The 26369-nt window shown below is 66.5% G+C and carries 29 protein-coding genes; 17 read left to right on the forward strand and 12 right to left on the reverse strand.

The features are described from left to right. The first annotated feature begins 17 nt into the window (after positions 1-17). From cysS to P1IM2_RS06305, 3 genes are all read left to right on the forward strand, one after another. Positions 18-1472: a cysteine--tRNA ligase gene (gene cysS / locus P1IM2_RS06295; RefSeq protein WP_254535861.1), complete on the forward strand. Its 1455-nt coding sequence runs from the start codon at positions 18-20 to the stop codon at positions 1470-1472. 76 nt (positions 1473-1548) lie between these two features. Then, positions 1549-2508, forward strand: a complete 960-nt coding sequence (locus P1IM2_RS06300; RefSeq protein ID WP_186401828.1) for a D-2-hydroxyacid dehydrogenase — start codon at positions 1549-1551, stop codon at positions 2506-2508. A gap of 73 nt (positions 2509-2581) precedes the next feature. Continuing rightward, positions 2582-3343 (forward strand): haloacid dehalogenase type II, encoded by a 762-nt coding sequence (locus P1IM2_RS06305; protein ID WP_186401829.1) that lies wholly within the window; start codon positions 2582-2584, stop codon positions 3341-3343. On the opposite strand, the gene P1IM2_RS06310 is transcribed toward P1IM2_RS06305, so the two are convergent. From P1IM2_RS06310 to pyk, 6 genes are all read right to left on the reverse strand, one after another. Continuing rightward, entirely contained in the window at positions 3340-4188 is an 849-nt protein-coding gene (locus tag P1IM2_RS06310) for a metallophosphoesterase (RefSeq protein ID WP_186401830.1), read from the reverse strand. The genes P1IM2_RS06305 and P1IM2_RS06310 overlap by 4 nt on opposite strands. 38 nt (positions 4189-4226) lie before the next feature. Beyond that, positions 4227-6164 carry a cytochrome c3 family protein gene (locus tag P1IM2_RS06315; RefSeq protein ID WP_186401831.1) on the reverse strand — a complete coding sequence of 646 codons (1938 nt, stop codon included), beginning with the start codon at positions 6162-6164 and terminating at the stop codon, positions 4227-4229. A gap of 10 nt (positions 6165-6174) precedes the next feature. After that, positions 6175-7068, reverse strand: a complete 894-nt coding sequence (locus P1IM2_RS06320) for a hypothetical protein (protein ID WP_254535859.1) — start codon at positions 7066-7068, stop codon at positions 6175-6177. Next, positions 7068-9503, reverse strand: a complete 2436-nt coding sequence (locus P1IM2_RS06325) for a cyclic nucleotide-binding domain-containing protein (RefSeq protein WP_186401832.1) — start codon at positions 9501-9503, stop codon at positions 7068-7070. The genes P1IM2_RS06320 and P1IM2_RS06325 overlap by 1 nt, the downstream gene beginning before the upstream one ends. A 254-nt stretch (positions 9504-9757) precedes the next feature. Next, positions 9758-10531, reverse strand: coding sequence for an arginyltransferase (locus tag P1IM2_RS06330; protein ID WP_186401833.1), 774 nt, complete (start codon positions 10529-10531; stop codon positions 9758-9760). Between the two features lie 205 nt (positions 10532-10736). Then, on the reverse strand, positions 10737-12191 hold the full coding sequence (gene pyk / locus P1IM2_RS06335) for a pyruvate kinase (protein WP_186401834.1): 1455 nt from the start codon (positions 12189-12191) through the stop codon (positions 10737-10739). 113 nt (positions 12192-12304) lie between these two features. Here pyk and P1IM2_RS06340 point away from each other — a divergent pair, with 113 nt between their 5' ends. The 14 genes from P1IM2_RS06340 (at position 12305) to pal (ending at position 21633) form a co-directional block, all read left to right on the forward strand. Then, positions 12305-12625, forward strand: a complete 321-nt coding sequence (locus tag P1IM2_RS06340) for a DUF1244 domain-containing protein (protein ID WP_003039221.1) — start codon at positions 12305-12307, stop codon at positions 12623-12625. Between the two features lie 63 nt (positions 12626-12688). Continuing rightward, on the forward strand, positions 12689-12931 hold the full coding sequence (locus tag P1IM2_RS06345) for a DUF2312 domain-containing protein (protein WP_003039223.1): 243 nt from the start codon (positions 12689-12691) through the stop codon (positions 12929-12931). Between the two features lie 216 nt (positions 12932-13147). Beyond that, a complete protein-coding gene (locus tag P1IM2_RS06350; protein WP_058812003.1) occupies positions 13148-13465 on the forward strand; it encodes a YbjQ family protein in 318 nt (105 codons plus the stop codon). Positions 13466-13574: 109 nt separating this feature from the next. Then, positions 13575-14321: a YebC/PmpR family DNA-binding transcriptional regulator gene (locus tag P1IM2_RS06355; RefSeq protein ID WP_186401835.1), complete on the forward strand. Its 747-nt coding sequence runs from the start codon at positions 13575-13577 to the stop codon at positions 14319-14321. A gap of 139 nt (positions 14322-14460) precedes the next feature. Beyond that, positions 14461-14934, forward strand: a complete 474-nt coding sequence (ruvC, locus tag P1IM2_RS06360; protein WP_062902116.1) for a crossover junction endodeoxyribonuclease RuvC — start codon at positions 14461-14463, stop codon at positions 14932-14934. A gap of 49 nt (positions 14935-14983) precedes the next feature. Next, positions 14984-15583, forward strand: coding sequence for a Holliday junction branch migration protein RuvA (ruvA, locus tag P1IM2_RS06365; protein ID WP_186401836.1), 600 nt, complete (start codon positions 14984-14986; stop codon positions 15581-15583). Then, on the forward strand, positions 15580-15990 hold the full coding sequence (locus P1IM2_RS06370; RefSeq protein ID WP_186401837.1) for a GFA family protein: 411 nt from the start codon (positions 15580-15582) through the stop codon (positions 15988-15990). The genes ruvA and P1IM2_RS06370 overlap by 4 nt, the downstream gene beginning before the upstream one ends. Next, positions 15983-17023 (forward strand): Holliday junction branch migration DNA helicase RuvB, encoded by a 1041-nt coding sequence (gene ruvB, locus P1IM2_RS06375; RefSeq protein WP_186401838.1) that lies wholly within the window; start codon positions 15983-15985, stop codon positions 17021-17023. The genes P1IM2_RS06370 and ruvB overlap by 8 nt, the downstream gene beginning before the upstream one ends. Before the next feature lie 102 nt (positions 17024-17125). Continuing rightward, positions 17126-17590: a YbgC/FadM family acyl-CoA thioesterase gene (locus P1IM2_RS06380; RefSeq protein ID WP_086456697.1), complete on the forward strand. Its 465-nt coding sequence runs from the start codon at positions 17126-17128 to the stop codon at positions 17588-17590. Then, the gene (gene tolQ, locus P1IM2_RS06385; RefSeq protein ID WP_086456698.1) at positions 17584-18282 is read left to right on the forward strand and encodes a protein TolQ; all 699 of its coding nucleotides are present in this window, start codon (positions 17584-17586) and stop codon (positions 18280-18282) included. Before P1IM2_RS06380 ends, tolQ begins: the two co-directional genes overlap by 7 nt. Further along, on the forward strand, positions 18282-18797 hold the full coding sequence (gene tolR, locus P1IM2_RS06390) for a protein TolR (RefSeq protein ID WP_003039246.1): 516 nt from the start codon (positions 18282-18284) through the stop codon (positions 18795-18797). Before tolQ ends, tolR begins: the two co-directional genes overlap by 1 nt. A 10-nt stretch (positions 18798-18807) precedes the next feature. Next, the gene (locus P1IM2_RS06395; RefSeq protein WP_186401839.1) at positions 18808-19632 is read left to right on the forward strand and encodes a hypothetical protein; all 825 of its coding nucleotides are present in this window, start codon (positions 18808-18810) and stop codon (positions 19630-19632) included. A 5-nt stretch (positions 19633-19637) separates the two neighbouring features. After that, positions 19638-21005 (forward strand): Tol-Pal system beta propeller repeat protein TolB, encoded by a 1368-nt coding sequence (tolB, locus tag P1IM2_RS06400; protein WP_186401840.1) that lies wholly within the window; start codon positions 19638-19640, stop codon positions 21003-21005. Between the two features lie 112 nt (positions 21006-21117). After that, complete coding sequence (gene pal / locus P1IM2_RS06405) at positions 21118-21633, forward strand: peptidoglycan-associated lipoprotein Pal (protein WP_186401841.1); 516 nt, start codon at positions 21118-21120, stop codon at positions 21631-21633. Here pal and P1IM2_RS06410 read toward each other — a convergent pair. The 6 genes from P1IM2_RS06410 to gspJ are packed head-to-tail and all read right to left on the reverse strand — an operon-like array spanning position 21620 to position 26355. Next, positions 21620-22393: a prepilin peptidase gene (locus P1IM2_RS06410; protein ID WP_186401842.1), complete on the reverse strand. Its 774-nt coding sequence runs from the start codon at positions 22391-22393 to the stop codon at positions 21620-21622. The two genes, pal and P1IM2_RS06410, sit on opposite strands and share 14 nt — an antisense overlap. Before the next feature lies 1 nt (position 22394). Further along, on the reverse strand, positions 22395-23114 hold the full coding sequence (locus tag P1IM2_RS06415) for a type II secretion system protein N (RefSeq protein ID WP_186401843.1): 720 nt from the start codon (positions 23112-23114) through the stop codon (positions 22395-22397). Further along, positions 23114-23596, reverse strand: a complete 483-nt coding sequence (gene gspM, locus P1IM2_RS06420; protein WP_186401844.1) for a type II secretion system protein GspM — start codon at positions 23594-23596, stop codon at positions 23114-23116. Before gspM ends, P1IM2_RS06415 begins: the two co-directional genes overlap by 1 nt. Continuing rightward, entirely contained in the window at positions 23593-24738 is a 1146-nt protein-coding gene (gene gspL / locus P1IM2_RS06425; RefSeq protein ID WP_186401845.1) for a type II secretion system protein GspL, read from the reverse strand. Before gspL ends, gspM begins: the two co-directional genes overlap by 4 nt. Before the next feature lies 1 nt (position 24739). Continuing rightward, positions 24740-25747 carry a type II secretion system minor pseudopilin GspK gene (gspK, locus tag P1IM2_RS06430; RefSeq protein WP_186401846.1) on the reverse strand — a complete coding sequence of 336 codons (1008 nt, stop codon included), beginning with the start codon at positions 25745-25747 and terminating at the stop codon, positions 24740-24742. Further along, positions 25744-26355, reverse strand: a complete 612-nt coding sequence (gspJ, locus tag P1IM2_RS06435) for a type II secretion system minor pseudopilin GspJ (RefSeq protein ID WP_260833939.1) — start codon at positions 26353-26355, stop codon at positions 25744-25746. Before gspJ ends, gspK begins: the two co-directional genes overlap by 4 nt. Positions 26356-26369: the final 14 nt, after the last annotated feature.

The following is a 26369-nucleotide window of genomic DNA, read 5'->3' on the forward strand; positions in this document are numbered from 1 at the left end:
GGGGCATGGGCGCGGTCATGACCGATACCCCCGCCCTCGCTTCCGGCGCGCCGCTGCGGCTGTTCAACAGCCTGACGCGCCAGTTGGAGCCCTTCGCGCCCGTCCACCCCGGCGAAGCGCGCGTCTATTCGTGCGGGCCGACAGTCTATAATTATCCCCATATCGGCAACATGCGCGCTTATGTCTTCGCCGACACGCTGGGCCGGACGCTGACCTACAAGGGCTACCAGCTCACCCACGTCATCAACATCACCGACGTCGGCCACCTGACCGACGACGCCGATGCGGGCGAGGACAAGCTGGAAAAGGCGGCGGCCGAACGCGCCCAGTCGATCTGGGACATCGCGCGCCATTATACCGAGGCTTATTGGGCCGACATCAAGGCGCTGAACATCCGCCAACCGGCGCATTGGTCGATCGCCACCGACTATGTGCCGCAGATGATAGACTTCGCGAAGGCGATCGCGGACAAACATTGCTACGAACTCGACAGCGGTCTCTATTTCGACACGACGAGCGTGGCCGACTACGGGCGCCTCGCGCGCCACGGGACTGACGAAGGCGAAAGCCGGATCGATCTCGTCGACGGCAAGCGGCATCCGGCCGATTTTGCGATCTGGCGCAAGACGCCGCCGGGCGAAACGCGCCAGATGGAATGGGATTCGCCCTGGGGCCGCGGCGCGCCGGGCTGGCACCTCGAGTGTTCGGTAATGTCGGAGGCGCTGCTCGGCTTTCCGTTCGACATCCACACCGGCGGCATCGACCATCGCGAAATCCACCACCCGAACGAAATCGCCCAGAACCAGGCGCATAGCTGCTCGGCCGACAGCGGCGCACGGATGTGGATGCACAATAATTTCCTGGTCGAACGCAGCGGCAAGATGTCGAAGAGTTCGGGCGAATTCCTGCGTCTGCAATTGCTGATCGACAAGGGCTACCACCCCCTCGCCTACCGCCTGATGTGCCTGCAGGCGCATTATCGCAGCGAGCTGGAATTTTCGTGGGAGGGGTTGGGAGCGGCGCTCACACGGCTCAAACGGCTGGTGATGGGCGTCGCTCCCGTGTGCGACATTCCCGCCGCAGCGGTCGAAGATCGCCGACTGACCGACCTGCTCGGCAAGTTCGACGCCGCCATCTCGGACGACCTCAACACCTCGGTCGCGTTGACGCTGCTCGAAGACGTCATCGCGATGAAAAAGACCGATGCCGGACAAAAGCGCGCCGTGATCGGGACCATCGACGCGGTTCTGGGCATCGGTCTTCTGGATCTGCTGCGCGAAGATCTGCGCATCCGCCCCAAAGCGGCGACGATCACGGACGAGGAAATAGAAGCCGCCCTCGCCCGCCGCAAGGAAGCGCGCGCGGCAAAGGATTTCGCCACGTCCGACAAGCTCCGCGACGAATTGATCGCCGCGGGCGTCGAGGTGATGGACGGCGATCCGCTCGGTTGGGATTGGCGCCTCGGCGAATAAGTTTCGCCTCCCGCTTGCGGGCGGCATCGGACATCGCCATGATCGGTTGCAAAATCGAACGGAAGAGATGCCCGCAATGACCAAGACCGTCACCGTCCTGTCCGGCCTGATCCGCCCGCTGGTCGAAGGCCGCCTGCCCGATTGGGTCGAGCCGCGCTTCTTCACGACGAAGGACGAGGCGATGGCGATGGCACCCGAGGCCGAGATCGGCTGGTTCGACATGTACGACAAGGACGACATGGCGGAAACGATCACCGCCGCGACGCGGCTGAAATGGCTCAATTCCATCTATGCCGGGGTCGATGGCATGCCGCTCGATCTGCTCGCGGAGCGCGGGACGGTCGTCACCAACGGCGCCGGGATCAACGCGATCACCATCGCCGAATATGTCGTGATGGGAATGTTGACCGTGGCCAAGGGCTATCGCGAGGTCGTGCGGGCGCAGGATCGTCGCGAATGGCTGATGGATTCGCCGGGCAAGGTCGAACTGTTCGGATCGAAGGCGCTGCTGCTCGGCTATGGCGCGATCGGCAAGCTGATCGAGGAGCGGCTGAAGGGCTTTGCGGTCGATGTGACCATCGTGCGCCGGTCGCCCCCTAAAGACTCAGGCGGCCCCAACACGCTGACGCCCGACCAGTGGCGCGCGAAACTGAGCGACTTCGACTGGGTGATTCTGGCGGTTCCGGCGACGCCCGAAACCGATGGCATGATCGGCGCCGCCGAACTTGCCGCGATGAAGCCGACCGCCACGCTCGTTAACATCGCGCGCGGCAGCGTGGTCGATCAGGATGCGCTGGTCGCGGCGCTCGACGCGAAGCAGATCGCCGCCGCCTTTCTCGACGTGACGACCCCCGAGCCGCTGCCCGCCGACGATGCGCTGTGGAGCCTCGACAATGCGCATGTCACGATGCACCTGTCGGGCCGCGCGCAGGACAAGATGTTCGTCCGCTCGGCGCAGCGCTTCCTCGAAAATCTGGATCGCTGGCACAAGGGTGAAGCGGTCGAGCCGCGGGTCGACCTGACCCTGGGTTATTGATCGCCCGCGCCGTCACCTTTCGATCCTTTCGCGCGAATGGGAAGAGACTTCTCCCGTCGCGCAAAGGATTGCCATGCTCCCCCTTCTTCCTCGCCGCACCTTGCTGATCGGCGCCGCGGCTTCGACCGTCGCCACCGCGCTTCCCGCGCGCGCCGCCGCGGCCGCGCCGATCCGCGCGATCGGCTTCGACGGCTTTCCGATATTCGACCCGCGCGGCGTTGCAGCGCGCGTCAAGGCCATCGTCGGCGACGAGGGAGAGGCCTTTGCGGCCCAATGGTCGGCCAAGCTGTTCGGCTATAGCTGGCTGGAAACCGCCGCCGGCCGGTACCGCGATTTCCGCACGATCGCCGACGCGGCGCTGCGGCACACCGCTGCGGCGATGCAGGTTACGCTGAGCGATGCCGACCGCGCGGGGCTCGTCGGCGCTTACGACGCGCTCGACATCTGGCCCGATGTCCGTCCGGCCCTCGAAGCGCTGCGCGGCGCCGGAATTCGCCTGGCCTTTCTGTCGAACCTCGGCGCCGTCACGCTCACCGCCAATATGCGACGCAACGACATCGCCCATTATTTCGACGCGCCACTGAGTACCGACCGCGTGCGCGCCTTCAAACCGTCGCCCAAGGCCTATGCGATGGCGCTCGACGCGTGGGACATTCCGCGCGAACAGATCGGCTTTGCGGCGTTCGGCGGGTGGGATGCGGTGGGCGCGACCTGGTTCGGCTACCGCACCGCCTGGGTCAACCGCCTCGGCGTCCCCGCCGAACCGCTCGGCGTCGAACCGGCGATCACGAGCCGCGGGATCGAGGGCGTGCTTGCCCTTGCCAGCCTCGCCTAAGCCGGCCGCTCGGCCTTCAGTTCGCGCACCAGCGGCTGCAGCCGCGCGTCATATTTGGCGAGCATCGTGTGCGCGCCGGCATGGTCATAAAAGCTGACTAGCTCACGGCCGTTCCAGCGATGGAGCGCATAGGCTGGATCTTCGGCCACGATCATCGGGCGATCGTCGGGATGATTTTCGTCGATAGGGCGCAGGTCGAGCGAAACTTGCGGCGCAGTCGACGAACAGATCGCGACCGTCCGCCCCTCCCACGCCACGGTAACGCTGCGATGCAAATGGCCGCAGATCAGGCCGCGGACGTGGGGATGGCCACGCACGACATCGGTGAAGCAATGCACCCACGGTTCGTCGGGATGGGTGTTCATCCACTCGATGCCGCTTTCGACCGGCGGATGGTGCATGACGATATAGGTCGGCTTGGTCGTATCGCGGCCGAGTTCGGCGTCGAGCCATGCGGCGCGCGCGTCGCAAAAAGCGCCGCCGTGGCGCCCTTCCTCCAGCGTGTCGATCGTGACCAGCCGCACGTCGGGCAGATCGATCGCATATTGCACGAAGCCGTTGCCGTCGTCGAAGCCCGGAAACTGCGCGTGAAAATTGTCGCGCAAATCATGGTTGCCGACGCTCGGCCAGACCGGAAAGGGACAGCGCGAAAAGGCGGTGGCGAGCCGGCGATAGCTGTCGGCATCGCCGCGATCGGTGATATCCCCGGTCGCGAGCAACAGGTCGGGCCGGTTCGGCCCCTCGATGAGCACGTCGAGCACATCGTCGAGCCGCTTGCGGTTATATTCGGCCGGATTGTCCGGATCGAACCCGATATGGATATCGGTGATCTGGGCGATCAGCATATCCGTCCCCTGCTCGGCCGCTGGCGGCCTTCAATATCTCACCCGCCCCGCCTTGCCCCGTGCAAGGAAGGTGTGCGCCACGTCACATCATAAAGGCCCCGCCCCTCGGTGCCTGTGATCAGGCTCACATCATAGATAGCAGCCAGAGGTTTATGCGTGATTGCCGCGCTGTTAACCTTCCGCTGACGCGCCGGCATCCACGGTTTGCCGCCGTCCGAATGATATTCATGGCACATGGCGCACGGCGATTCGGTCGCGGTCTCGACCTTCACCAGCCGCGCCCCGCCCTCGCCCACATGGCAGTCGCGGCACTGGCGCAGTCCCGGCACCAGCAGGTCGCTGGCCGCCTTCGAACCCGGCGCGGCGGTATGGCAGTCGGCGCATTTCGTCGCCTTGTGCGCGTCGTGATCGAACCAGCCCTTTTCCAGATAGCGCGGGGTCTGATTCACCGCCATCACCCGCCAATTGTTGCCCGATGCGGGGGCAAAAATCGTGTGGCAGTCGTAACAGGCCCCGCCCTTGGAAAAGACCGCGCGCACCGCATCGGCGGCGCGATTGGGCCGCACCGCGACTTCGCGGAAATAGATATTGTAAAGCTGACCGTCGGCATATTGGCCGGGCCGCCGCCGCTCCATGCCGCCGAGTTGCAGCGGCCGGCTCGGCGGGGTCGAGCGATAATAGGCGTAAAGGTCCGCCACGACCTGATCGGGCTCGCCATGGCGCAGCGTGCGGGTGACGCCGCCGACGGTTTCAAAGGCCAAGCTGTGGCACATCGCACAGTCGCGTTCCATCACGACGGGTTTGATCCGCACCCCGTCGGCATCGGGGCGGTGGCAATTCTGACATTCGAGCTTCTTCCCGAAATCATATTGGCCGCGGAAACTTGCCGCCATCCGCGCCACCCCGCCGTTGGCGGCCAGATGGACGTCGTGCGGAAATTTCAGGCCGTCATAATCGACCAGTGGCCCCGTGCCGGGCATCGCGCGCGCCGGTTTGGCGCCCGGCGCCGCGCGGACGAGGGGGCGGAATTCGGGGTGCGCGGTGCCGAAATCGCCGGCATCGGCAACATCGACCTTGAAGCCTGCCGCCTTGAGCCGCGCGGCCATGCCGTCGTGGCAATCGGCGCAGAATTTCTGCGGCGTCGGCGGCATCGGCCCCGCGCCTTCATGCTCGGTATGACATTCGACGCAGCGCCCCTGCGGCTTGTTGAACGCCTTGGCGAAGCCGGCGAGGACTTTCTCGCCGACACCCGGCGGGTGCCGCGCGGCGAGCAGCATCGCGGTCGAGGCATCGGCATGGCTCGCGCTCATCGCCTTATGCTCGCCCGTATGGCATCCGACGCACGCCTTGTCGGTCACCGCGACGAACGCGTCGACATGGCACGCCTGGCAATCATTCTTCAGGCTGGCGTGTGCGCTCGACAGCGGCCCCGACAGCCACGCCTTGTCGGCATGATAGCCCTGCGGGCGGACATCGACGCTGCGATAGCTGTGCCAGGCCCAGATCGGCCCGACCAGAAAGGCGAGCAGCACGACCAGCGCAAAGGCCCAGGCGCCCATGCGGCGCCCCGGCATCACCGCGGCGAGTGAAAAGGCCCGGGCCTCGTCGACATCCTTCGACGATTGCGACAGTTCGTCGATCCGCTCGACGAGCAGGATGATATTCTCCCCCTCGCGCGCGATCGTCAGCCGGTGGCCGCCAAAGCGCAGCTCCGCCCCCGCCGCGCTGTCGATGTCGGCGATGTCGAGCGTCCGGCCGTTGAGGTCGAACCCCAGCCCCTCGCTCGCCTGCACCCGCACATGGCGGCCGTCGGCGCTGCTGATCGTCGCATGCTGCGGGTTCACCGCCAGATCGGCGACGTGGATCGTGTTGCCGCCGTCGCGGCCCAGCGTGATGCTGGTACCGGGCAGCGGCTGATCCCGAACGATCTGCTTGCCCGTCTTGGTCGTCGATATGCGGCGCAGGATGAAGCTCATGATCCCCGCCTCACCAGTAAAAGAAGACGCTGATGATATGTGCCGACAGCGCCGCGATCAGCGCGAAGGTCAGCGGCACATGCACATAGAGCCAGATCTCCAGCATCGCCCGGATACGCAAATGCGCGCGTAGACGCGCCAGTGCGGCTTCCTTTTGCGAAAGCAGTCCGATGACCTTCTGCCGCGCGTCGGCGTTACCGCCGTGCGCGAGCGACAGCGCGCGCAGCGCCGCCGCCGTCGCGTCCTTCGGATAGCGCCCGGTCAGCCGCGCCCTGATGCCCCCCGCGAAGGGATCTTCGTCGAGCGAGGCGAGCACCGGCGCCGTGTCCTCCGGCGACAGCGGCTGCGCGGCGGCGTGCAGCTGGCGGTCGAAGGCGCGGATCGCCTCCAGCATCTGCATCTGCGTCATCTCGTCGCGATTGTTCGACAGCGCCGCGGGCAGCGTCGCATAGACGATCACGCCATAAAGGCCCGACAGGATGACCAGCATCATCAGCGCCCAGGCGAGCGTGTGGACGTTCCAGCCGAGCTGGAAACCCGTGTGCCAGGTGCCGATGACGACCAGGCTCAGACCCAGATAGACATGCGCCGACGTCCACGCCTTCAGCGACCAGGCGTCGCGCGTCATCTTGCGCTTGCGATAGCCGAGCGCGGTGAGCCAGAGGATCAGCAGCGCGCCGATGGTGCCGAGCGTATAGCCGTACCAGCTTCCGCCATTGGGGCGCGGCGTCACGTCGATCAGCGCATAGGAGGTGATGACGAGCAGGCACAGGCCGCCCGAAATCTTCGCCCAGCGGAAATTGGCGTAGCGCAGAAAGCCCTCATGCTTGCGCTCGCGGACGCGTTCGGTCTGGGTGGCCCGGTTGCGGCGACCCAAAAGCCTTCTGGGAAACAGACTCGCCATCAGCCCGCATCCTCCTCGAGCCGCGCGATCGACAGAAACTCCTCAGGCGACACGCGGATCGCGGCGCCGGTCGGACAAGCGCGAACGCAGGCGGGCCCGCCCGCGATGCCCTTGCACATGTCGCACTTCACCGCGATTTTCTTGGGCTTTTCGTCGCCGAGCTTTTTCTTGGTCCATTTGGGCGACGGTTCGCCCGGCCCCGGCCCCTTGCCGAACAGCAGCCAGCTAAGCAGCCCCGGCTTCGGCGGCGGCGCGGCCTCCATGCGGATCACGCCATAGGGACAGTTGCGCATGCAGTTGCCGCAGCCGATGCAGCCCGGTTCCATGAATACCTCGCCGTCGGGGCCACGGTGGATCACGTTCGGCGGGCAGTCGGCCATGCAATGCGGATGTTCGCAGTGACGGCAGCTTGTCGGCACATGCAGATGCGCGAAGGTCTTGCCCGCCTCGCGGTCGAGCCGCGACAGTCCCTCATGGCTGTCGGCGCACGCCTTTTCGCAATTGTCGCAGCCGACGCACAGATTTTCGTCGATCAGCAGCGCGTCGGTCGCCTCGCCCAGCCCCTCCTTCATGATGAAGCTGGCGGTGTCCGAATAAAGATCGACCGCGCTCGAATAGCTCGCCTTGCGCGATTCGATGAAGGCGTTCATCGCCGCGCGTTCGGCGACCGCCGCCTCGGTCGCGGCGCGCACCTGCGGCCGCACGGCGAGCATCTTGCGAAAGCTTTCGCCGGTCAGCTTGATGACCTCGCTGCCGACCGCGGCCTTGACCGTCGCATTGCGCGGCTCGCCGCTGAGCACGCCCATTTCGCCGAAATAGCTGCCGGCGGGCAGATAGCGCAGGAAGATCGGCTTGCCGCCGATATCCTTTTCGACGACCATCGAGCCTGACCGAATGACATAGACATCGTCGCCCTGCTCGCCTTCGGTCACGACCACCTTGCCCGCGGGCACGCGCACGACCTCGGCCTGGTCGACGACCTCCTGCAGATCATCGACGGTCAGGCCGCCCTTGAAGATTTGCAGCAACTGGCGTTCGAGCGAGATGCGGTTGATGACGCGCTTCGCCCCCGGCACTGCGGCCATCAGCTTGAGCGCGGCCGTGCGCGACACCTCGACGAAGATGCTGTCCTCGCCGGCGCGGATCGTCGCGCCGCGCTTGCGGCCCGAGATCAGCCCGACCTCGCCGAAGATAGACCCCTGTTCGATCGGCACCGTGACGCCGGGTGCCACTTCCACCTCGGCATGACCGTCGGCGATCGCAAACAGCGACGATCCCGGATCGCCCTTTTCGAACACCACCTCGCCGCGGCGATAGAAGGCGACCTTCGAATCGAGCATGAATTCGCGCATCTGCAGCGGCGACACATCGGCGAAGATGCGGACGCGCGTGCGCAGATAGTCGAGCCATTCGCTGACCGATTTTTTCTGCGGCAAATCGGCAAAGATCGCCGCCAGATCCTTTTCGTCGGCCGGGGTCAGCGCGCTGTTGCCGTTGATGAACTCGACGACGTCATAGCCCTGGTTCATGCAATGCTTGATCAGCGGATAGCCCGCGAGCGCGCCGATCACGAAAATGCCCGGAACGGTCGATTCAAAGGTCGGGGACAATTTGGGAAAGGCTTCGCGGTCCGGGCCGGTGAATTCGATCCCCATCGTTTCGACGAAGCCGCGCGGCGCGACCGACCCCAGCCGCGCGACGATCACGTCGCATTCGATCCGCTCGTCGCCGTTCGGCGTTTCCAGCGTCAGCCAGCCGGGCTGGACCAGCTTGGGCTGCGTTTCGGTGCGGATCGACAGAAAGCCGTTCTCACCCGCCTCCATCATGTCGGAGACATTCTTCGCCTTGGCGCGCGCGAAATCCTTCGACCGGTTCAGAATGGTGACGGTGTTTTCCAGCGCTTCCTCGGCAACGCCGAGCGCATTCTCGATCCCCGCGTCACCCGATCCGACCACGGTGATATGCTGGTTCTTGAAATCCTCGGGGTCGTCGACCTGATAGATGATGTGCGGCAGATCATATCCGTCGCAGCGCAGGCGATTGGGATTGCCCTGCGTGCCGATGGCGAGGACGATATTTTCCGCCGCGATCACCGCGCCCTTGGCGGTCTTGATCGAAAAGGCGCCCTTCTGCCCCGATACCTCGACGACCTCGGCCTGATAGGCGACATTGACGCCGTTGTTCGCGGCATCCTGATCCCAATTGCCCAGGATCGTTTCGCGCGCGCCCTCGGCGAAACGGCAGTCGGACCGCAAATCGAGCCGTTCGGGCGTCGCAAGGACGCGCTTGCCCTTCTGATATTTGAAGATCGTATCCGAAAGATGGTCGGTCTTTTCCAGCAGCACATGCGCCAGCCCGAGCTGCGCCGCGCGCGCCGCAGCGCTCAGGCCGGCGGGGCCCGATCCGATGATCGCGACCTTGACCGCCTCGCTCACGCGCGATTGCTCCGCGATCCGCCGTCGCGCCCGTCGCCGTTGCTGCAGATGACCATGCGCACCAGCATCCCTTCCCCCTCTCGCCGGCCCCATTTGGCGATCAATTTACGGATGCGACCCGGACTTATGTCCTGGAAGCCTAGCTATGCCCCTGAATGCGGGAAAAGGTCAATGCGGGAAAAGGTCAACCGGCGACGCGCGCGCGGCGGCCGGCGAACTTGATTTTCGAAGCGACAATGCCGCGTCTTGGGCGGTCAGGCGATCTCGAACATCGCCGCAATGCGATCGGAGGCCACCGGCTCGCACCGCGTCCAGCCTTCCGGCCCCAGCTTTTCCAGCGGGCGGAAGCGCGCCTTGTACGCCATGCGGGCCGATCCTTCGATCCAATAGCCCAGATAGACATAGGGCAGCCCCGCCTTGGACGCGCGGCGGATATGGTCGGCGATGATGAAGGTGCCCAGGCCCTCGCGCAGCGGATGGGCGGCATCGAAGAAGCTGTAGATCATCGACAGGCCGTCGCCCTGACGGTCGGTCAGGCAGCAGCCGACGAGCCGGCCGCGCGAACCATCGGTCGTCGGCTCGCGATATTCGATCATATAGCTGTCAACCGGAGTCTGCTCGACCATGTCGGCAAAATCCTGCTCGTCCATATCGGCCATGCCGCCATCGGGGTGGCGCGCGCCGAGATAGGATCGCAGCAGCGCATATTGCTCTTCGGTCGCCCAGGGCTTGCACGCGGTGACAACCAGATCGCTGTTGCGGCGGATCGTCCGTTTCTGCGATCCGCTCGGCTTGAACTCGCCTGCACAGACGCGCACCGACACACAGGCGGTGCAATCGGCGCAGCTCGGGCGATAGGCGACCGACTGGCTACGGCGAAAGCCGATCCGGCCCAGCGCGTCGTTCAGCTCATTGGCATTATTGCCGCTCAGTTCGGTGAAAACCTTGCGCTCGGTCTTGCCGGCCAGATAGGGGCACGGCGCCGGGCTGGTCACGAAAAAGCGCGGAAAACGGAACGGTGCGGACACGCGGGCTCAACCTCCGGATTTGCAGAAGCGCCCCCACCGCGGTGCGCCGTCGCCTTCGTTCCAGCGACTATGCCGCGCACGGTCAATGGTGCAAAGTCCATTTACCATTTTAAAGCGTCTCGAACTGAATCAGCGCGAAAATTTTCTGAATCCGCCGCTAACTCTTGTCTCGATTTGAATCGACTCGGCCGCGCCGGCGTCCGGTTCAGCTATAGCCGCGCAGTTCGTCGCCGGTCAGCGTCGCGACGTGCAGCACATTGGTCGAACCCGGCGTCCCGAAGGGCACCCCCGCCATCATCACCAGCTTGGCCCCCGCCTTGCCGATGCCGTGGCGCAGCGCCATGCGCTTGCCCTTGGCGATCATCTCCTCGAAGCTGCCGATATCCTTTGTCGGCACCGCATGCGCCCCCCACAGCAGCCCCATGCGCCGCGCCGCATCGCGCTTCGGGGTCAGCACGAGCAAGGGCGCATTCGGCCGCTCGCGCGCGACGCGGCGCGCGGTCGATCCCGATGCGGTGAAACAGATGATCGCATCGGCGGCGATCGTCTCGATGATGCTGCCTGCGGCCTCGGCCAGCGCATCGGCGGTGGTCGCATCGGGCTGCGTCTCGGTGAAGTGCAACCGCCGGTAATAGTCGGGATCGCTTTCGACCGAGCGCGCGATCGAATCCATCATCGTCACCGCCTCGACCGGCCAGGCGCCCGCCGCCGTCTCGGCCGAGAGCATGATCGCGTCGGCGCCGTCATAGATGGCGGTCGCGACGTCGGACACTTCGGCGCGGGTCGGCGTCGGCGAGACGATCATCGATTCGAGCATCTGGGTCGCGACCACGACCGGCTTGCCCATCCGCCGCGCCGCCGCAACGATCCGCTTTTGCAGCGGCGGCACCGCCTCGGGCGGCAATTCGACGCCCAGGTCGCCGCGCGCGACCATCGCGGCGTCGGCGATCTCCAATATTTCCTCCAGCCGCGCGACCCCGGCGGGCTTTTCGAATTTGACGAGCAGCGCCGCCTTGCCGCCGATCAGCCGCCGCGCCTCGGCAACATCCTCGGGCCGCTGGACGAAGGAAAGCGCGATCCAGTCGACATGCTGGTCGAGCGCGAAGGCAAGGTCGCGGCGATCCTTTTCGGTCAGCGCGGCGAGCGGCACGACCACGTCGGGGACGTTGACGCCCTTGCGGTCCGAAATCTTGCCGCCGACCTCGACCAGCGTCTCGATGCGGTCGGGCGCGACGCTCTTGACGCGCAGCACCAGCTTGCCGTCATCGACCAGCAGGCGCGTTTCGGGTTCGAGCGCGGCGAACAGTTCGGGATGCGGAAGGTGGACGCGGCCGGCATCACCCGGGGCCTTGTCGGTATCGAGAATGAAGGTGGCGCCCGTCGCCAGTTCGGCCGGCCCGTCGCGAAAGGTGCCGACGCGCAGCTTCGGCCCCTGCAGGTCGACCAGGATCGTCGTGGGCCGCCCCGTTTCCTTTTCCAGCGCGCGGATCGCCGCGATGACCTTGGCATGGCCTTCATGGTCGCCATGGCTCATGTTGACGCGAAAGGCGTCGGCGCCGGCGCGGTGCAGTGCGGCAATCATTTCGGCATTGGCGCTCGCGGGACCGAGCGTGGCAAGAATACGCACCTTGCGCTGGCGGGGGGTAAAGCTCTGGACCACAATTGCTCCGCTTGTCTCTTGATCTACAATATCGCTACGGCCGCGTGGCATGGCGCGTTGCCTGCCGAAGCGCAACCGCCGTATAGCTATTCATCCACAGACCGGAGAATGTCATGTCGTGCAGCGATGACCAACCGATGACCGCCGACCCCCTCGACAGCATCGACGATGCCGTCGCCGCGGCGGCCTTCCGTCGCCTTGTCCGCCTGCTCCGCCACCGCAGCGACGCGGCGAATATCGACCTGATGGGCCTCGCGGGTTTTTGCCGCAACTGCCTGGGCGACTGGATCGCCGAAGCGGGCGACCTCGACAAGGAAAGCGCCCGCGCCATCGTCCACGGCATGCCGACCGCCGAATGGAAGGCGCGCTTTCACGTTGCCGCCACCCCTCAGCAGCTTGCCCGCATGGAAGAAAGCATGGCCAAGAATCCCTGACCCCGCTAATCGGACGCCCGAGGCGATTCTCGCCACAACCATCCATATCCATCGGAGCATAAAATGAGCGAAGCCACGACTGCCGACGAACAACTGCGCCTTTTCATCGAGCGCATCGAGCGGCTGGAAGAAGAGAAAAAAGGCATCGCCGACGATATTCGCGACGTTTATCTGGAATCGAAGTCGCAGGGCTATGATCCCAAGATCATGCGCCAGATCGTGCGCCTGCGCAAAATGCCGGTCCACGACCGCAAGGAAATGGAAGCGATCCTCGACGTTTACAAATCGGCGCTCGGCATCGTCTGAACTCCTAAAAATCGCTGTCCTACATTATCGGGCCGCGCTACCCCCTTCGCCATGTCACCCGTCACGCCTTCGTTTGTCCGGTCCACCAGGCCGTTTCGGCGTGACGGGTATCATGGCACCGGAGGGGAGCGACAAGTTTGACAACTTCCGCGAAACCGGCGGCCCGGAACCGCCTCTCCGCTTGAAGCATAGACGGCAGACGCCAGGGAGGAAGATATGTTCAGCACCACGACCAACGCTGTCGAAGGCCATCCGGTCCGCGAATATCTGGGCATCGTTACCGGCGAGGTGATCGTCGGCGCGAACCTGTTCCGCGACCTGTTCGCCAGCATCACCGACATCGTTGGCGGCCGCTCGGGCAAATATGAAGATGTCCTCGCCCGCGCCCGCAAGGAAGCGATTGGGGAAATGGAAGCCGAAGCCGCGCGCCTTGGCGGCAATGCCGTGATCGGCGTCGATCTCGACTATGAAGTGCTCGGCCAGAACGGGTCGATGCTGATGGTCAGCGCTTCGGGAACCGCCGTGGTTGTCTGATCGGCGGCGCCGCCCGTAGTTGTCTGATCGGCGGCGCCGCCCGTAGTTGTCTGCGACCGCGCTTCGCGCTAGGGGCGGCCCCAGATTTTTCCGTTAAGGGAGGTAGGCCGTGGCCGGCCATAGCAAATTCAAGAACATCATGCACCGCAAGGGTGCGCAGGACAAAAAGCGCAGCAGCCTCTTTTCGAAGCTCAGCCGCGAAATCACCGTGGCGGCGAAGATGGGCCTGCCCGATCCCGACGCCAATGCCCGCCTCCGCGCGGCGGTCAACGCCGCCAAGGCGCAGTCGATGCCCAAGGACAATATCCAGCGCGCGATCGACAAGGCCGCGGGCAATGACGGCGAGAATTATGAGGAAATCCGTTACGAAGGCTATGGCCCCGGCGGCGTGTCGCTGATCGTCGAGGCGCTGACCGACAATCGCAACCGCACCGCGACCAATGTCCGCACCGCGTTCAGCAAGAATGGCGGCAACCTCGGCACGTCGGGCAGCGTCAGCCACGGCTTCGACCGGCTCGGCATGATCAGCTATGCGGCAAGCGCGGGCGATGCCGACACGGTCTTCGAAGCCGCGCTCGATGCGGGCGCCGACGATGTCGAATCGACCGAAGACGGCCATGACATCTGGACCAGCATCGATTCCTTGCACGAAGTCGCAAAGGCGCTCGAAGCCAAGCTGGGCGAAGCCGAAGGCGTGAAACTCGCCTGGCGCCCGACGCTGAAAAGCGAAGTCGCCGACGAAGCCGTCGCGCAGACGCTGTTCAAGCTGATCGACACGCTCGATGATGACGATGATGTGCAGACCGTGTGGGGCAATTACGAAATCCCCGACGCGGTGATGGAGAAATTGAGTTGATAAATTTCCTCCCTGTCGCGAAGCGATGGGGAGGGGGACCGCTCGCGAAGCGAGTGGTGGAGGGGCAATGCCTTCGCCCCTCCGTCAGCCCTTCGGGCTGCCACCTCCCCATGCCTGCGGCACAGGGAGGATCGGAAAGATGATCATCCTCGGCCTCGACCCCTCGCTCAGCTGCACCGGCTGGGGCATCATCCGCGTCGAGGGCAGCCGGATCAGCCACATCGCCAACGGACAGATTAAGACCGACGCAAAGGCGCCCCTGCCCGACCGGCTGGCGTATCTCGATACTGCACTCGCGGCCGTGATCGCCGACCATGCCCCGGCGCAGGCAGCGGTCGAGGAAGTGTTCGTCAACGACAATCCGCAATCGACGCTGAAGCTCGCGCACGCGCGCGGCGTCGTCCTGCTCGGCTGCGCGCGCGGCGGGCTGACCGTCGCCGAATATGCGCCGCGCCTCGTCAAGAAGGCCATCGTCGGAACCGGCGGCGCGGCGAAGGAGCAGGTGCAGGCGATGCTGCGTATCCTGCTGCCGGGCGCGAAGGTCGCGGGCGCCGACGCGGCCGACGCGCTGGCGGTCGCGATCTGCCATGCGAACCATCGGCCGCGCTTCTGATGATTTCAAATTTGTTCCCTTTTCATTCCTACCGCGCTAGCACGGCGAAATGATCGCAAAACTCACTGGAAGGCTCGACAGCAGCGGCGCAGGCCATGCGGTGATCGACGTCGGCGGCGTCGGCTATCTGGTCGAGGCATCGGCGCGCACGCTCGACGCGCTCGGCCCGGTCGGCGGCGATGTCACCATCCACACCGAAATGCTGGTGGGCGAGGATTTCCTGCGCCTGCTCGGCTTCGCCCGCGCCGAGGAACGCGACTGGTTCCGCCTGCTCACCAGCGTCCAGGGCGTCGGCGCAAAGGTCGCGCTCGCGATCCTCTCCGCGCTCGAAGTCGCCGACCTGCAGCGCGCACTCGCCAGCGGCGACAGCGCGATGATCGCGCGCGCCAACGGCGTCGGACCGAAGCTCGCACAACGCATCGCGCACGAACTGAAGGACAAGGCAGGCGCACTGGGCGGGATCGCCGGCACCGGTCCCGCGGCCGTCCCGGTCGCCGGCCCACTCGGCGATGCCGTGACCGCCCTCACCGGCCTCGGCTTCAAACCCGGCGAAGCCAGCGCCGCCGTCGCCGCGGCGAGCGAGGAACTGGGCGCGGGCGCCACTCTGGATGCGCTGGTTCGCGTCGCGCTCAAAAAGGCGGCAAAATGACAGCGCTCACCCGCCATGCCTCGTGCCGCTGTGGCGAAATCCGCATCACCTGCACCGGCGAGCCGATCCGCGTGTCGGTGTGCCATTGCCGCGAGTGCAAGGCGCGCAGCGGCAGCGCTTTTGCCGCACAGGTCCGCTTTCCCGCCGAGCAGGTCCGCATCGAGGGTGAAGCGAGCGCGAAGATGTGGCAATATACGGGCGACAGCGGCAACACCGCCGACTTCTTCTTTTGCGGCACCTGCGGTTCGGGCGTCTGGTATCGCGCGCGCCCCTATCACGACGCCTATGCGATCCCGCTCGGCAATTTCGCGCCCGGCCACGGCTTCGTCCCCGACTATTCGGTGTACGAGGAACGCAAGGAGCCTTGGGTTTCGATCACCGGCGAGGCAATAGAGCATTATGACTGAGCCCGCCCTGACGACGCCGATCCGCACCCCCGAGGATGCCGACGCCGCGCTGCGGCCGAAGTCGCTCGCCGAGTTCGTGGGTCAGGCGGCGGCGCGCGAGAATCTGCGCATCTTCATCGAGGCGGCAAAGGCGCGCGCCGATGCGCTCGACCATGTGCTCTTCTTCGGCCCGCCGGGGCTGGGCAAGACGACGCTGGCACAGATCGTCGCGAAGGAGCTGGGCGTCGGCTTCCGGTCGACCAGCGGCCCGGTGATCGCCAAGGCGGGCGACCTTGCCGCTCTGCTCACCAATCTGGAGGATGGCGACGTCCTCTTCATCGACGAAATCCACCGCCTGTCGCCCGCAGTCGAGGAAATCCTCTATCCCGCGATGGAGGACCGCGCGCTCGACATCATGATCGGCGAAGGGCCGTCGGCGCGCAGCGTGCGGATCGACCTGCCCAAATTCACGCTCGTCGGCGCGACCACGCGGCAGGGGTTGCTGACGACGCCGCTGCGCGATCGCTTCGGTATCCCGGTGCGGCTCAATTTCTACACCCATGCCGAACTCGAACAGGTGATCGGCCGCGCCGCCCGCCTGCTCGGCCTCGGCATCGCGCCCGACGGCGCGCTCGAAATCGCGAAGCGTTCGCGCGGCACGCCGCGCATCGCAGGGCGCCTGCTCCGCCGCGTGCGCGATTTTGCGACAGTGGCGGGGGGGCAGATCGTCGACGCGCGGGTGGCCGACGCGGCGCTCAACCGGCTGGAGGTCGATGCGCTGGGCCTCGACGCGATGGACCGCCGCTACCTCACCATGATCGCCGACATCTATCGCGGCGGGCCCGTGGGGGTCGAAACGCTGGCGGCGGGCCTCAGCGAGCCCCGCGACACGATCGAGGATGTGATCGAACCCTATCTGCTCCAGATCGGCCTGATCGCCCGCACCGCACGCGGCCGCTGCCTCAACGCCAGCGCGTGGAAGCATCTGGGCCTCAATCCGCCCGCGGGCGTGCAGGACGGACTATTCGATTCTGGCGGCGGCGCGGCAAAATAGGACGGAAAAGTGCGGCTTTGATTCCGCCAACCGGCCCCGCGCTGCGACGAATCGTTCAAGAGGGCTTTGCGACGAGTCGAAGCATCGCTATCGCTCGCAACTATGGTTGACGTTCCGCCTCCTTTCATCCCCGGCGCCTTTGTCGGGGCCGCGCATCATTACCGGCTGCGCGTCTATTTCGAGGACACAGACCTCAGCGGCATCGTCTATCACGCCAATTATCTGCGCTATATGGAGCGTGCCCGGTCGGACATGCTGCGCATCGCCGGGATCGACCAGCGCGCGGCGATGGAGGCGGGCGAAGGCGCCTGGGCCGTGACCGACCTTGCGATCAAATATGTACGCCCGGCCAAGCTCGACGACGATTTGCTGGTCGTCAGTACCGTCGAGGCGGTGCGCGGCGCGAGCGTGATTATCGCGCAACGCATCCTTCGCGGTCAGGACGAGTTAACCAACGGGCGTGTTACCGCAGCCTTTCTGTCGCCCGAGGGCCGGCCGCGCCGCCAGCCCGCCGGGTGGGCCAGCCGCTTTACCGCGATCATGAATGGAGAGACCATCCCTTGCTAGACAATATCAAGCTGGCCGCCGACGCGGCGACCTTGTCCCCCATCGCGCTGTTTCTGCAGGCCGATATCATCGTAAAGGCGGTAATGATCGGGTTGCTTGCCGCGTCCATCTATGTGTGGGCGGTGATCTTCACCCACGGCCGCGGCGTCGGCAAAATGATGAAGGCGTCGGACAGCTTCGAGCGCGATTTCTGGCGCGCCGACAATATCGACAAATTCTATGACAAGAATGGCAATGAAGAATTGCCGAGCGCGAAGGTGCTGGCGGCGGGGATCGGCGAGTGGCGCCGTTCGACGCGGAGCAAGGTCATCGACCGTGAAGGAACGCGCGAACGGCTGGGCATTGCGATGAACAGCGCCGTCGCCGGCGAGGTCGACCGCCTCGCCGAAAAGATCGGCACGCTGGCCACCATCGGTTCGGTTGCGCCCTTCGTCGGTCTGTTCGGGACGGTGTGGGGGATCATGCGCAGCTTCACCGCGATCGCCGCATCGAACAACAGCAGCCTCGCCGTCGTTGCGCCGGGGATCGCCGAGGCGCTGTTCGCGACCGCGATCGGCTTGTTCGCCGCCATCCCCGCGGTGATTGCCTATAACGCCTTTTCGCAGCGGCTGAACCGGCTTGAATCGAGGCTCGGCCGCTTTGCCGATGGCCTTCACGCGACCTTCAGCCGCGAACTGGAGGTCGAAGGCTGATGGCGATGACCGGACCTTCGGGCGGCGTCGGCGGGCGCCGCCGCGGGCGCGGCGGGCGCCGGGCGCCGATGTCGGAGATCAACGTCACCCCGCTCGTCGATGTCATGCTGGTGCTGCTGATCATCTTCATGATCACCGCGCCGCTGCTTGCCTCGGCGGTGCCGATCGATCTGCCCGAAAGCCGGGCCAAGCCGATCGAGACCGAAGAGCAGGAGCCGGTGCAACTGTCGATCAATGCCGACGACACGCTGTATATCGGCGACCAGGTCGTGCCTGAGGCCGAACTGCCGGCCCGCCTCGATGCCATCGCGCGCGAGACGAAGGACGGCGACAAGCCGCGCCAGATCATGCTGCGCGCCGACAAGGGGCTCGACTATGGCCGGGTGATGCGGGTGATGGGCGAACTCAACCGCGCCGGCCTGTCGCGCATCGCGCTGGTGACGACAGGCGCCGACACCGATACCGCCGCTGCCGCCGAAAGCGCGGTCACGGACGGTTCAGAAACGCGGCCATAGGGTCAAGATCATGGCCGAAACGCGGGCATATGGGGGGACACAGGGACGCGGCATCGCCGTGGCCGTCGCCGCGCATGTCGTGATTATCGTGCTGTTGTCGGTGCAATGGACCGCGGGCCAGCGCCGCTTCGACAATCCGCCGATGGAGGTCGATCTGATCGCCGAGACGGCGCCGCAATCGACCGCGCCGGTCATCAGCGCCAATCCCCCCGCCGCACGGCTGGGCGAGGAGGATGCGGCCGATATCGCCGCGCCGCCCGAACCGGTTCCGACGCCGCCGCTGCCCGAGCCCGTCGTCCGCCCGACGCCCGCCCCCGCACCAAAGCAGGTGGCGAAGCCCGTTCCGGCCACGCCCAAGAAATCCCCGCCAGCGGCCCAAAAGGCGCCGCCGCGGCCGACACCCAAGGCCGAACCGAAAAAACAGTCGTCGCGCCCCACCGGCCGTCTCGACGGCATCGTCGACGGGCTGAGCCGATCACAGCCAAAGGCACCGGCTTCCAAGGGCGCACCGGCCGCCGCGACGGCGGCCGAGGTCAAGCGCTCGATCGACGTCAGCATCAAGGCCGCCGTCGGCCCGCGCTGGAACGGATGCCGCATCAGCGGCGTCGATGTCGATCAACTCAAGACCGTGGTCAAATTCCGCCTGACCCAGTCGGGGGCGCTCGCCGGATTTACCAGCGTCGAGACGAGCGGCCAGAACGACAGCAACAAATTCCAGGTCCAGCGGCATCAGGAATGCGCCAAGCGTGCCATCGAACTCGCCGCCCCCTTCGACCTGCCTGAGGAAAATTACAGCTTCTGGCAGAATTACACGCTCGATTTCATCAAGAGGTAAGAGAGATGCCGCTTCGCTCCATCGCCCTCCCGCTCGCGCTCATGCTGTCCGTCGCCCCGGCGTTGGCGCAGGTCGCATCGCCCACACCCGCCCCTGCGGTCCCCACCGAACCGCGCGAAACGATCGAAGGCACGCTGTCCCAGGACCGCACGGTCATCGCGGTTCCCGCTTTCGCCACGCCTGCCGTCACCACCGTCGCCGGGCTGCGCACCGACAATCTGGGGCGGCAGATCGCCGATGTGATCGCCGCCGACCTTGAACGCAGCGGGCTTTACGCGCCGCTCGGCCCCGGCAGCGTTCGCGCGATCAGCATGGCAGAAGTGCGCGCGCCACGCTTCGCCGACTGGCAGGCGCGCAACGCCGAAAATGTCGTCCATGGATTCGTCCAGACGAACAGCACCGGCGGCTTCGTCGTCGGCTGCTATCTCTATGACACCCAACTCGGCAGCGAGCTGGTGCGGCAGGGTTTCGAGATCCAGCCGGGCGACTGGCGCCGCGCCGCGCACAAATGCGCCGACGCCATCTATTCACGCCTGTCGGGGGAATCGCCCTTCTTCGACAGCCGCGTCGCCTACATCGCCGAGAGCGGCCCCAAGGGGAACCGGATCAAGCGCCTAGCGATCATGGATTCGGACGGCGGCAACCACCGCTTCATCACCAATGGTCAGGCGCTGGCGCTGTCCCCCCGTTTCTCGCCCGATTACAAGAAGATCGTCTATGTCAGCTATCTGAACGACCGCGTCCGCGTCTTCATCTATGACGTCAATGGGGGCACGCAGAAGCTGGTGACCGAAAGCCGCAACGCGACCTTCGCACCGCGCTGGTCGCCCGATGGCCGGCAGATCCTCTTTTCGATGGCAGTCGGCGGCAACACCGACATCTATCGCATCTCGACCGAAGGCGGCACGCCGGTGCGGCTGACCAACGCACCGGGCATCGACGTCGGCGGCAGCTTTTCGCCCGACGGCAAGAAGATCGTCTTCGAAAGCGACCGGTCGGGCAGCCAGCAAATCTATACGATGAATGTCGACGGGTCCGATCAGCGCCGGATCAGCTTCGGCGGTGGTCGCTATGCGACGCCCGAATGGTCGCCGCGCGGCGACCTGATCGCCTTCACCAAAATGGGTGGCGGCGAGTTCCGCATCGGCGTGATGACCCCCAGCGGCAGCGGCGAGCGGCTGCTGACCAACAGCTGGCAGGACGAAGCGCCGACCTGGTCGCCCAACGGCCGTGTGATCCAGTTCTTTCGCACCACATCGGGCCGCGAGGGCAAATCGACGATCTGGCAGGTCGACCTGACCGGCGTGAACCTGCGCCGGTTGCCGACGCCGCAGGACGGGTCCGACCCGAGCTGGGGCCCGATCCTGCCCTGAGGCGCGCCGGCGCGCGCGGAACCAAAGGAAAACCGCGGGGTTCAATCCTGTGTTAAATTGACGTTCATCGCATTTCGCCACGACTGAAAACGCAACAAAAAGGACAGACGACATGACGATACGCAAAACCACCGCGATGATCGCGGCGATCACCATGCTGACTGTGGGTGCCTGTTCGAAGAAAGCCCCCGAAACGCTGCCGCCGGCCCCCGAAGGGACCGACACCGGGACCAGCACGGGAACCGATCCCAATGCGGTCGTTCCGGGTTCGCAGCAGGACTTCATCGCCAACGTCGCCTCGGACCGCATCTTCTTCGGCTTCGATCAATATAATGTCGATGCAGAGGATATGGCGACGCTGCAAAGCCAGGCGCAATGGCTGCAGCGCAATCCCGCGGTGCGCGTGACGATCGAAGGTCATGCCGACGAACGCGGTACCCGCGACTATAATATCGCGCTCGGCGAACGCCGCGCCAACGCTGCGAAGAATTATCTCGCCTCGCTCGGCATCGACCCGAGCCGTATGAATGTCATCAGCTATGGCAAGGAACGGCCGGCCGAACTCGGATCGAACGAGGAAGCCTGGGCGAAGAACCGCCGCGCGGCGACGGTCGTTATCGGCCGCTGATCAACGGCCACAGCGGCACCGTCGCCCAAGCGGCGGTGCAGGCGAACACACCGAAGGGGACGGCCTGCATCGACAGCGGACCGTCCCCTTTTCGTTGCGCGCCAAGCGCCCAGACCAGCCCGCCCAGGCTGGCGAGCAGCAACAGCAGCGGCAGCGCCTGCCACCCGATCCAGCACCCGATCGCCGCGACCAGCTTGGGATCGCCGCCGCCCATCCCGTCGCTCCCGCGCACGCGCCGGTAGGCGGCAGCGATGCCGGCGAGGACCAGCCCGCCGGCCACCGCGCCGATCCAGCGATCGAGCAGACTTACTTCGAGCAGCGGCCCGGCGAGCAGCAGTCCGGCGAGCGCCAGCACCACGTTGAGCGGATCGGGCAGCCACATATGCCGCGCGTCGAGCAGCGCGAGCGGCAGCAACAGCCAGCCAAACAGAGCCCACAGCCAGCCCGCCGTGCCGGGCATCAGCGCGAGCGCCGCTGCCCCGATCGCCGCCGACAACAATTCGACCCGCCAATGCAGCGCGTCAATCGGCGCGCCGCAATGACGGCAGCGGCCACGCGCCGCGATGGCCGACAGCAAGGGTATTAGGTCGCGCGCGGTCAGAGCCGTGCCGCACGCCTCGCACTGCGAACGCCCGCGCAACACCGACCGCCCCAGCGGCCAGCGCAGCACCAGCGTCGCCAGGAAGCTACCGAGCAGCAACCCCGCCAACGCGGCCAGGCCGACGCCCATGCCAAAGGGCAAGGCGTCGAACGCCGCCATGTCAGAATCGGCCCGTGGTCGCCAGCACGTAGCCGTCCGACGCCGGACGGAAGCCGAGCATAGTCAACGCCGCCGCCATCGACGGATCGTCGTCGACGGTGATCGCGAACTGCGCGCGCCACGCGCCACGACCGTCAAACCCCAGCGTCAGCCGCTCCATCCCCGACTGGCTGCTCAGCGCCGCCTGTGCACGCCCGTTCGCACAGCTCAGCGGGCCCGACAGCCCGCGCGCCAGATCCAGACCTGCAATCGGCGCCGCGATCGAAAGCTGCACCCGTCCGCTTGCTTCCACGCATTTCCCGTCATTGTCGAAGCGTGTGGTGGCGCCTTCGAAGCGGAGGGTGTCGACGGGGATCGCGCCGAGGCCGCCCGCGAGCGTCGTGACGCCGTTAACGTCGGCGGCGCCGCGCGGGTTGGTGGCGTAGAGTCGGCCCGACAAGGCGCCCAGCCGATCGTCCTGGCGCGCAAAGGCGAGTTCCGTGCTGCCCGTCAGCAGGGCGAGCGGCGACAGGCTGGCCTTGACCGTGCCGAGCGGGAGAGCGCCCAATCGCGCGTCGACAAGTTCGCCCGACCACACCGAGCCGCGCACCGTCCGCGCGCTGAAGCCCGCGTCGGCGACCCCGGCGAGCGACAATGCCAGCCGCATCGGAAAGGTCGCGGCGATCAGCAGCAGCGCGAGCAGCGCCGCGGCGGCGATCCAGAGACGGTGCGAGCGGGCCATCACTGTCTGCCCTTGCGCAGTTCGGCGGTCATGCCCACCGTGCCGTCGGCAGCGGGGGTGACCGTGAGCTGATCGACAATGAATCCCTGCGTCTCGAGCGCCGCGAGCCAGTCGTTGAGGACGGGCGCCTTCGCGGTCGCGATGGCGATGGTTGCCTGCACCGTTCCGCGCGCTTCGTTACGGTCGAGCGTCAGGCCGATCTCGCCCGCGGATTGCGCCAGAAACTGGTCGATCGCTACCGCATCGGTGGCGGCGGCAACCGCCTTCGCCGGACGCTGCGACAAAAGATGCACCTTCGCCGCGACGCGCCCTTCGCGCTCGATTGCCGCGGCATGGTCGCTGCCAAGATCGACCAGCGCCGCATAGGCCGGACGACCGAGCGCCCAGACGAGCACCGCCAGCGCCAACGCCACTGCAACGCCGACAAGCCAATGCTCGCGCCGCGACAAACCCGCCCACCAATTGCGCATCCTGTCGATCATGGCACCGCCCGAACCGTAATATTTGCCATCTGCTGGCCGTCGGTGCCCGCCATCGGCTGCGCGGTCACGCGATAGCCGCGCGCCTGCAGCGCCAGCAGCACCTTGTTGAGATCATCGACGCGCGGCCCCGCCAGTGTCGTCGTCAGCGTCCCGTCGGTGCGGTGCGACAGCGTCTTGAGCGTCACCCCCGGCGTGTCGCGCATCGCATCGAACAGCGCCGACGCCGGGACCGAAAAGGCAAGCGGGCCGCCGCCCGCGCTGGCCAACCGGCGATCGACTTCGGCTTCCGCCGCGGTCGCATCGGGGGCTTCGATCCCCAGCGTCGCCGCAGCCGCAACAACTGCGGCATCGGCGCGGCGGATGTCGGCGGCAAGGCGCACCGCATAGACGACCGGGATCAGCAGGCTGACGATCAGCAACGCCGCGAGCAGGCGCTTGCCGATCCGCACCAGATCCGGATCGACCGCCCAGCGGCGCTTCGGCTTCCAGCTTCCGCTCAGCAGATCGAGCGGCGGCGCGGCGAGCGAGAGCAGCAACGCTTCGCGCGCCGCATCGGCGCCCAGCGGGATGATCGTCAGCTCCTGCGCGACCAGCGCGTCGATTTCCGGATCGGAGCGCCATGCCCGATCGGCCGAGCGCAGGATCGCTTCGCCGCCAAGGTCGGCGGTCCACAAATGATCGGCGTCGGGCGGCGGCAAGATGGCGGCGGCGGGAAGGATCGCCGCAGCGGTCAGCCCCTCTGCCGCGAGCCAGCCGGTCCAGGCCCTCATCGCGGCGTGGGTGGTGACGGCCACCGGCACCGCCTGTCCGGTCTCGGCCGGCTCACCGGCCACGATGTGCAGTCCGGCCGCGTCGCCCAGACTGTCGCGCAGCGCGTCGATCCGCGCCGCCGCCGCCGCCTGCGCGGGGGCCGCGTCGGGATAGGCGCGCCAATGGATCGGCACGTCGCCTGCAGGGGCGAGCGCGATGAGCCGATCGTCGCCCGCGTCGTCCTGTGGTTTCTCCCAGGCGTCGAGCCAGCCGTCATCTTGCCCGCTATCGACGATCACACCGGCGTCGACGCGCAGCCAGACAGGCCGCGCGGCTTCGTCGCCACCGAGCGCCGCCGCCGACGGCAGCCAGAGGATCAGCGTCCGCGCCACGTCAGTCGGCCTCGCCCCAGTCCCGGCGGACGATGACCGGCGGCGCCTGACCGGCGCCCGGCGCGCCGCCATTGACGTCGATAAGCGAATGTGCCGTCAAAAACCCGTCCCCAATCGTCACTTGCGTCGTCAGCGTGAGCCACCGGCTGGTCACCGCGGCCTGTTCACCCACATCGGTGGGCGGATCGAGCCGGGCGAGCGATCGCGCCTCCCAGAATCGCACGCTGCTGCCATAGCCGCCAGCGGGCCGGGCCGCCAGCGCCGCCCGCGCATCGGCGATGCTGATCTGCCCCGGCATCAGCATCGCGACCAGCGGCGCCTGTTCGGGACGCAGCGTGTTGACGTTCAGCTTCACCGGTTCGGCGCGCGGCAACGCGCATATCCACGGCTTCAGCCGCGCATAGATTTTGGGCGTCACGCCGCGCACCGCGCGCAATTCGCTGACATCGGCCATCTTGCGGTTTGCGGGCAGATAGGCGCCGGGGAGCGCGCGATAGACGCCATCTTCGGCGCCGAGCGGCCCGTCGTTGCCGTCGCTGTCGATCCAGTCGGCCGCTGCGCCGGAAATCGCCATCGCCTGCCCGCGGTCGATACCGAGCAGCACCATCAGCTCGGTAAATTGCGCGGTAGCGCCCGACCGCTGGCTGAGCTTTCCCGGCGCGGTTTCGGCGGCCAGGCTGTTGAGATTGAAGCAATTATCGGCGTCGCCCAGTCGCGCGCTCCCCTGCCCGCCCGGCAGCGGCAGGATAAAATCGCGGTCGAGCCAATCGCCATCATTCGACAGTCGCGACGGATCGCGCGCCACCAGATTGGCGACGCGCCGCAGCGCAATCTGTTCGGCGGCAAAGGCATAGGCGCGTCCCTGATCGACCGTCGCGGCGCTGGCCGCGATCCGCGTCGCAAGCGTCAACCGGTCGAGCGCGGTCGCTGCGATCACCGCCATGACCGCGACGAGCAGCAACACGCTGAGTAGCGCCGCCCCGCGATCGTCCCGTGTCGGCCCGGTCATGGCGTCGCCCCAGTCGGCGAAGGCGGCGGCGGTGGGAGCGTCGGCGCGGTCAGGAACAGCATCGTCAGCGGCGGCCGCCCGGCACGGGTCAATCGCACCTCGACCGCGCGCGGCAAACGGTCGTCGGGATCGCTCGACCAGCTTTCGCTCCAGTTGCCGCGCTCGTCGCGGTAGCGCACCGCAGCCGCCGAAACGTCACCGACCAGCCGGTCACCGTCGCCGAGCGTCGTGCCGTCGAGCGTCGGCTGCACCGCGCGGCGCCACTCGCCACCGATCAGGGCATAGCCGACGCGTTCGACATCGGGCCGCGCGCCCCCCTCGATCGTCGCCGCGCCCGCATGAACGAAGGCGAAGCCGTTCGCCGAGCCGGTGAAGGCCGGAACCGCCTCGCCCGCCGCGCCGCGCGTCGGCCGCTGCACCGCCTGCGCCAGATCATTCGCCATGACCGCGCGGATGCGGTTCATCCCGCTCATGGCCTTGAGCCGCGTCTGTACCGCCTCTTGTGTGTCAACGCTGCTGCGTAGCAGGCTCACCCCCATCGCCGCTATCGCGGCAAAGAGCGAGAGCGCAACGAGCATTTCGACGAGGGTGAAGCCGCGCTGGCCTATCGCAACCTCGGTTC

This window comes from Sphingopyxis sp. P1IMeth2, assembly GCF_900185685.1.
Taxonomy (GTDB): domain Bacteria; phylum Pseudomonadota; class Alphaproteobacteria; order Sphingomonadales; family Sphingomonadaceae; genus Sphingopyxis; species Sphingopyxis terrae_A.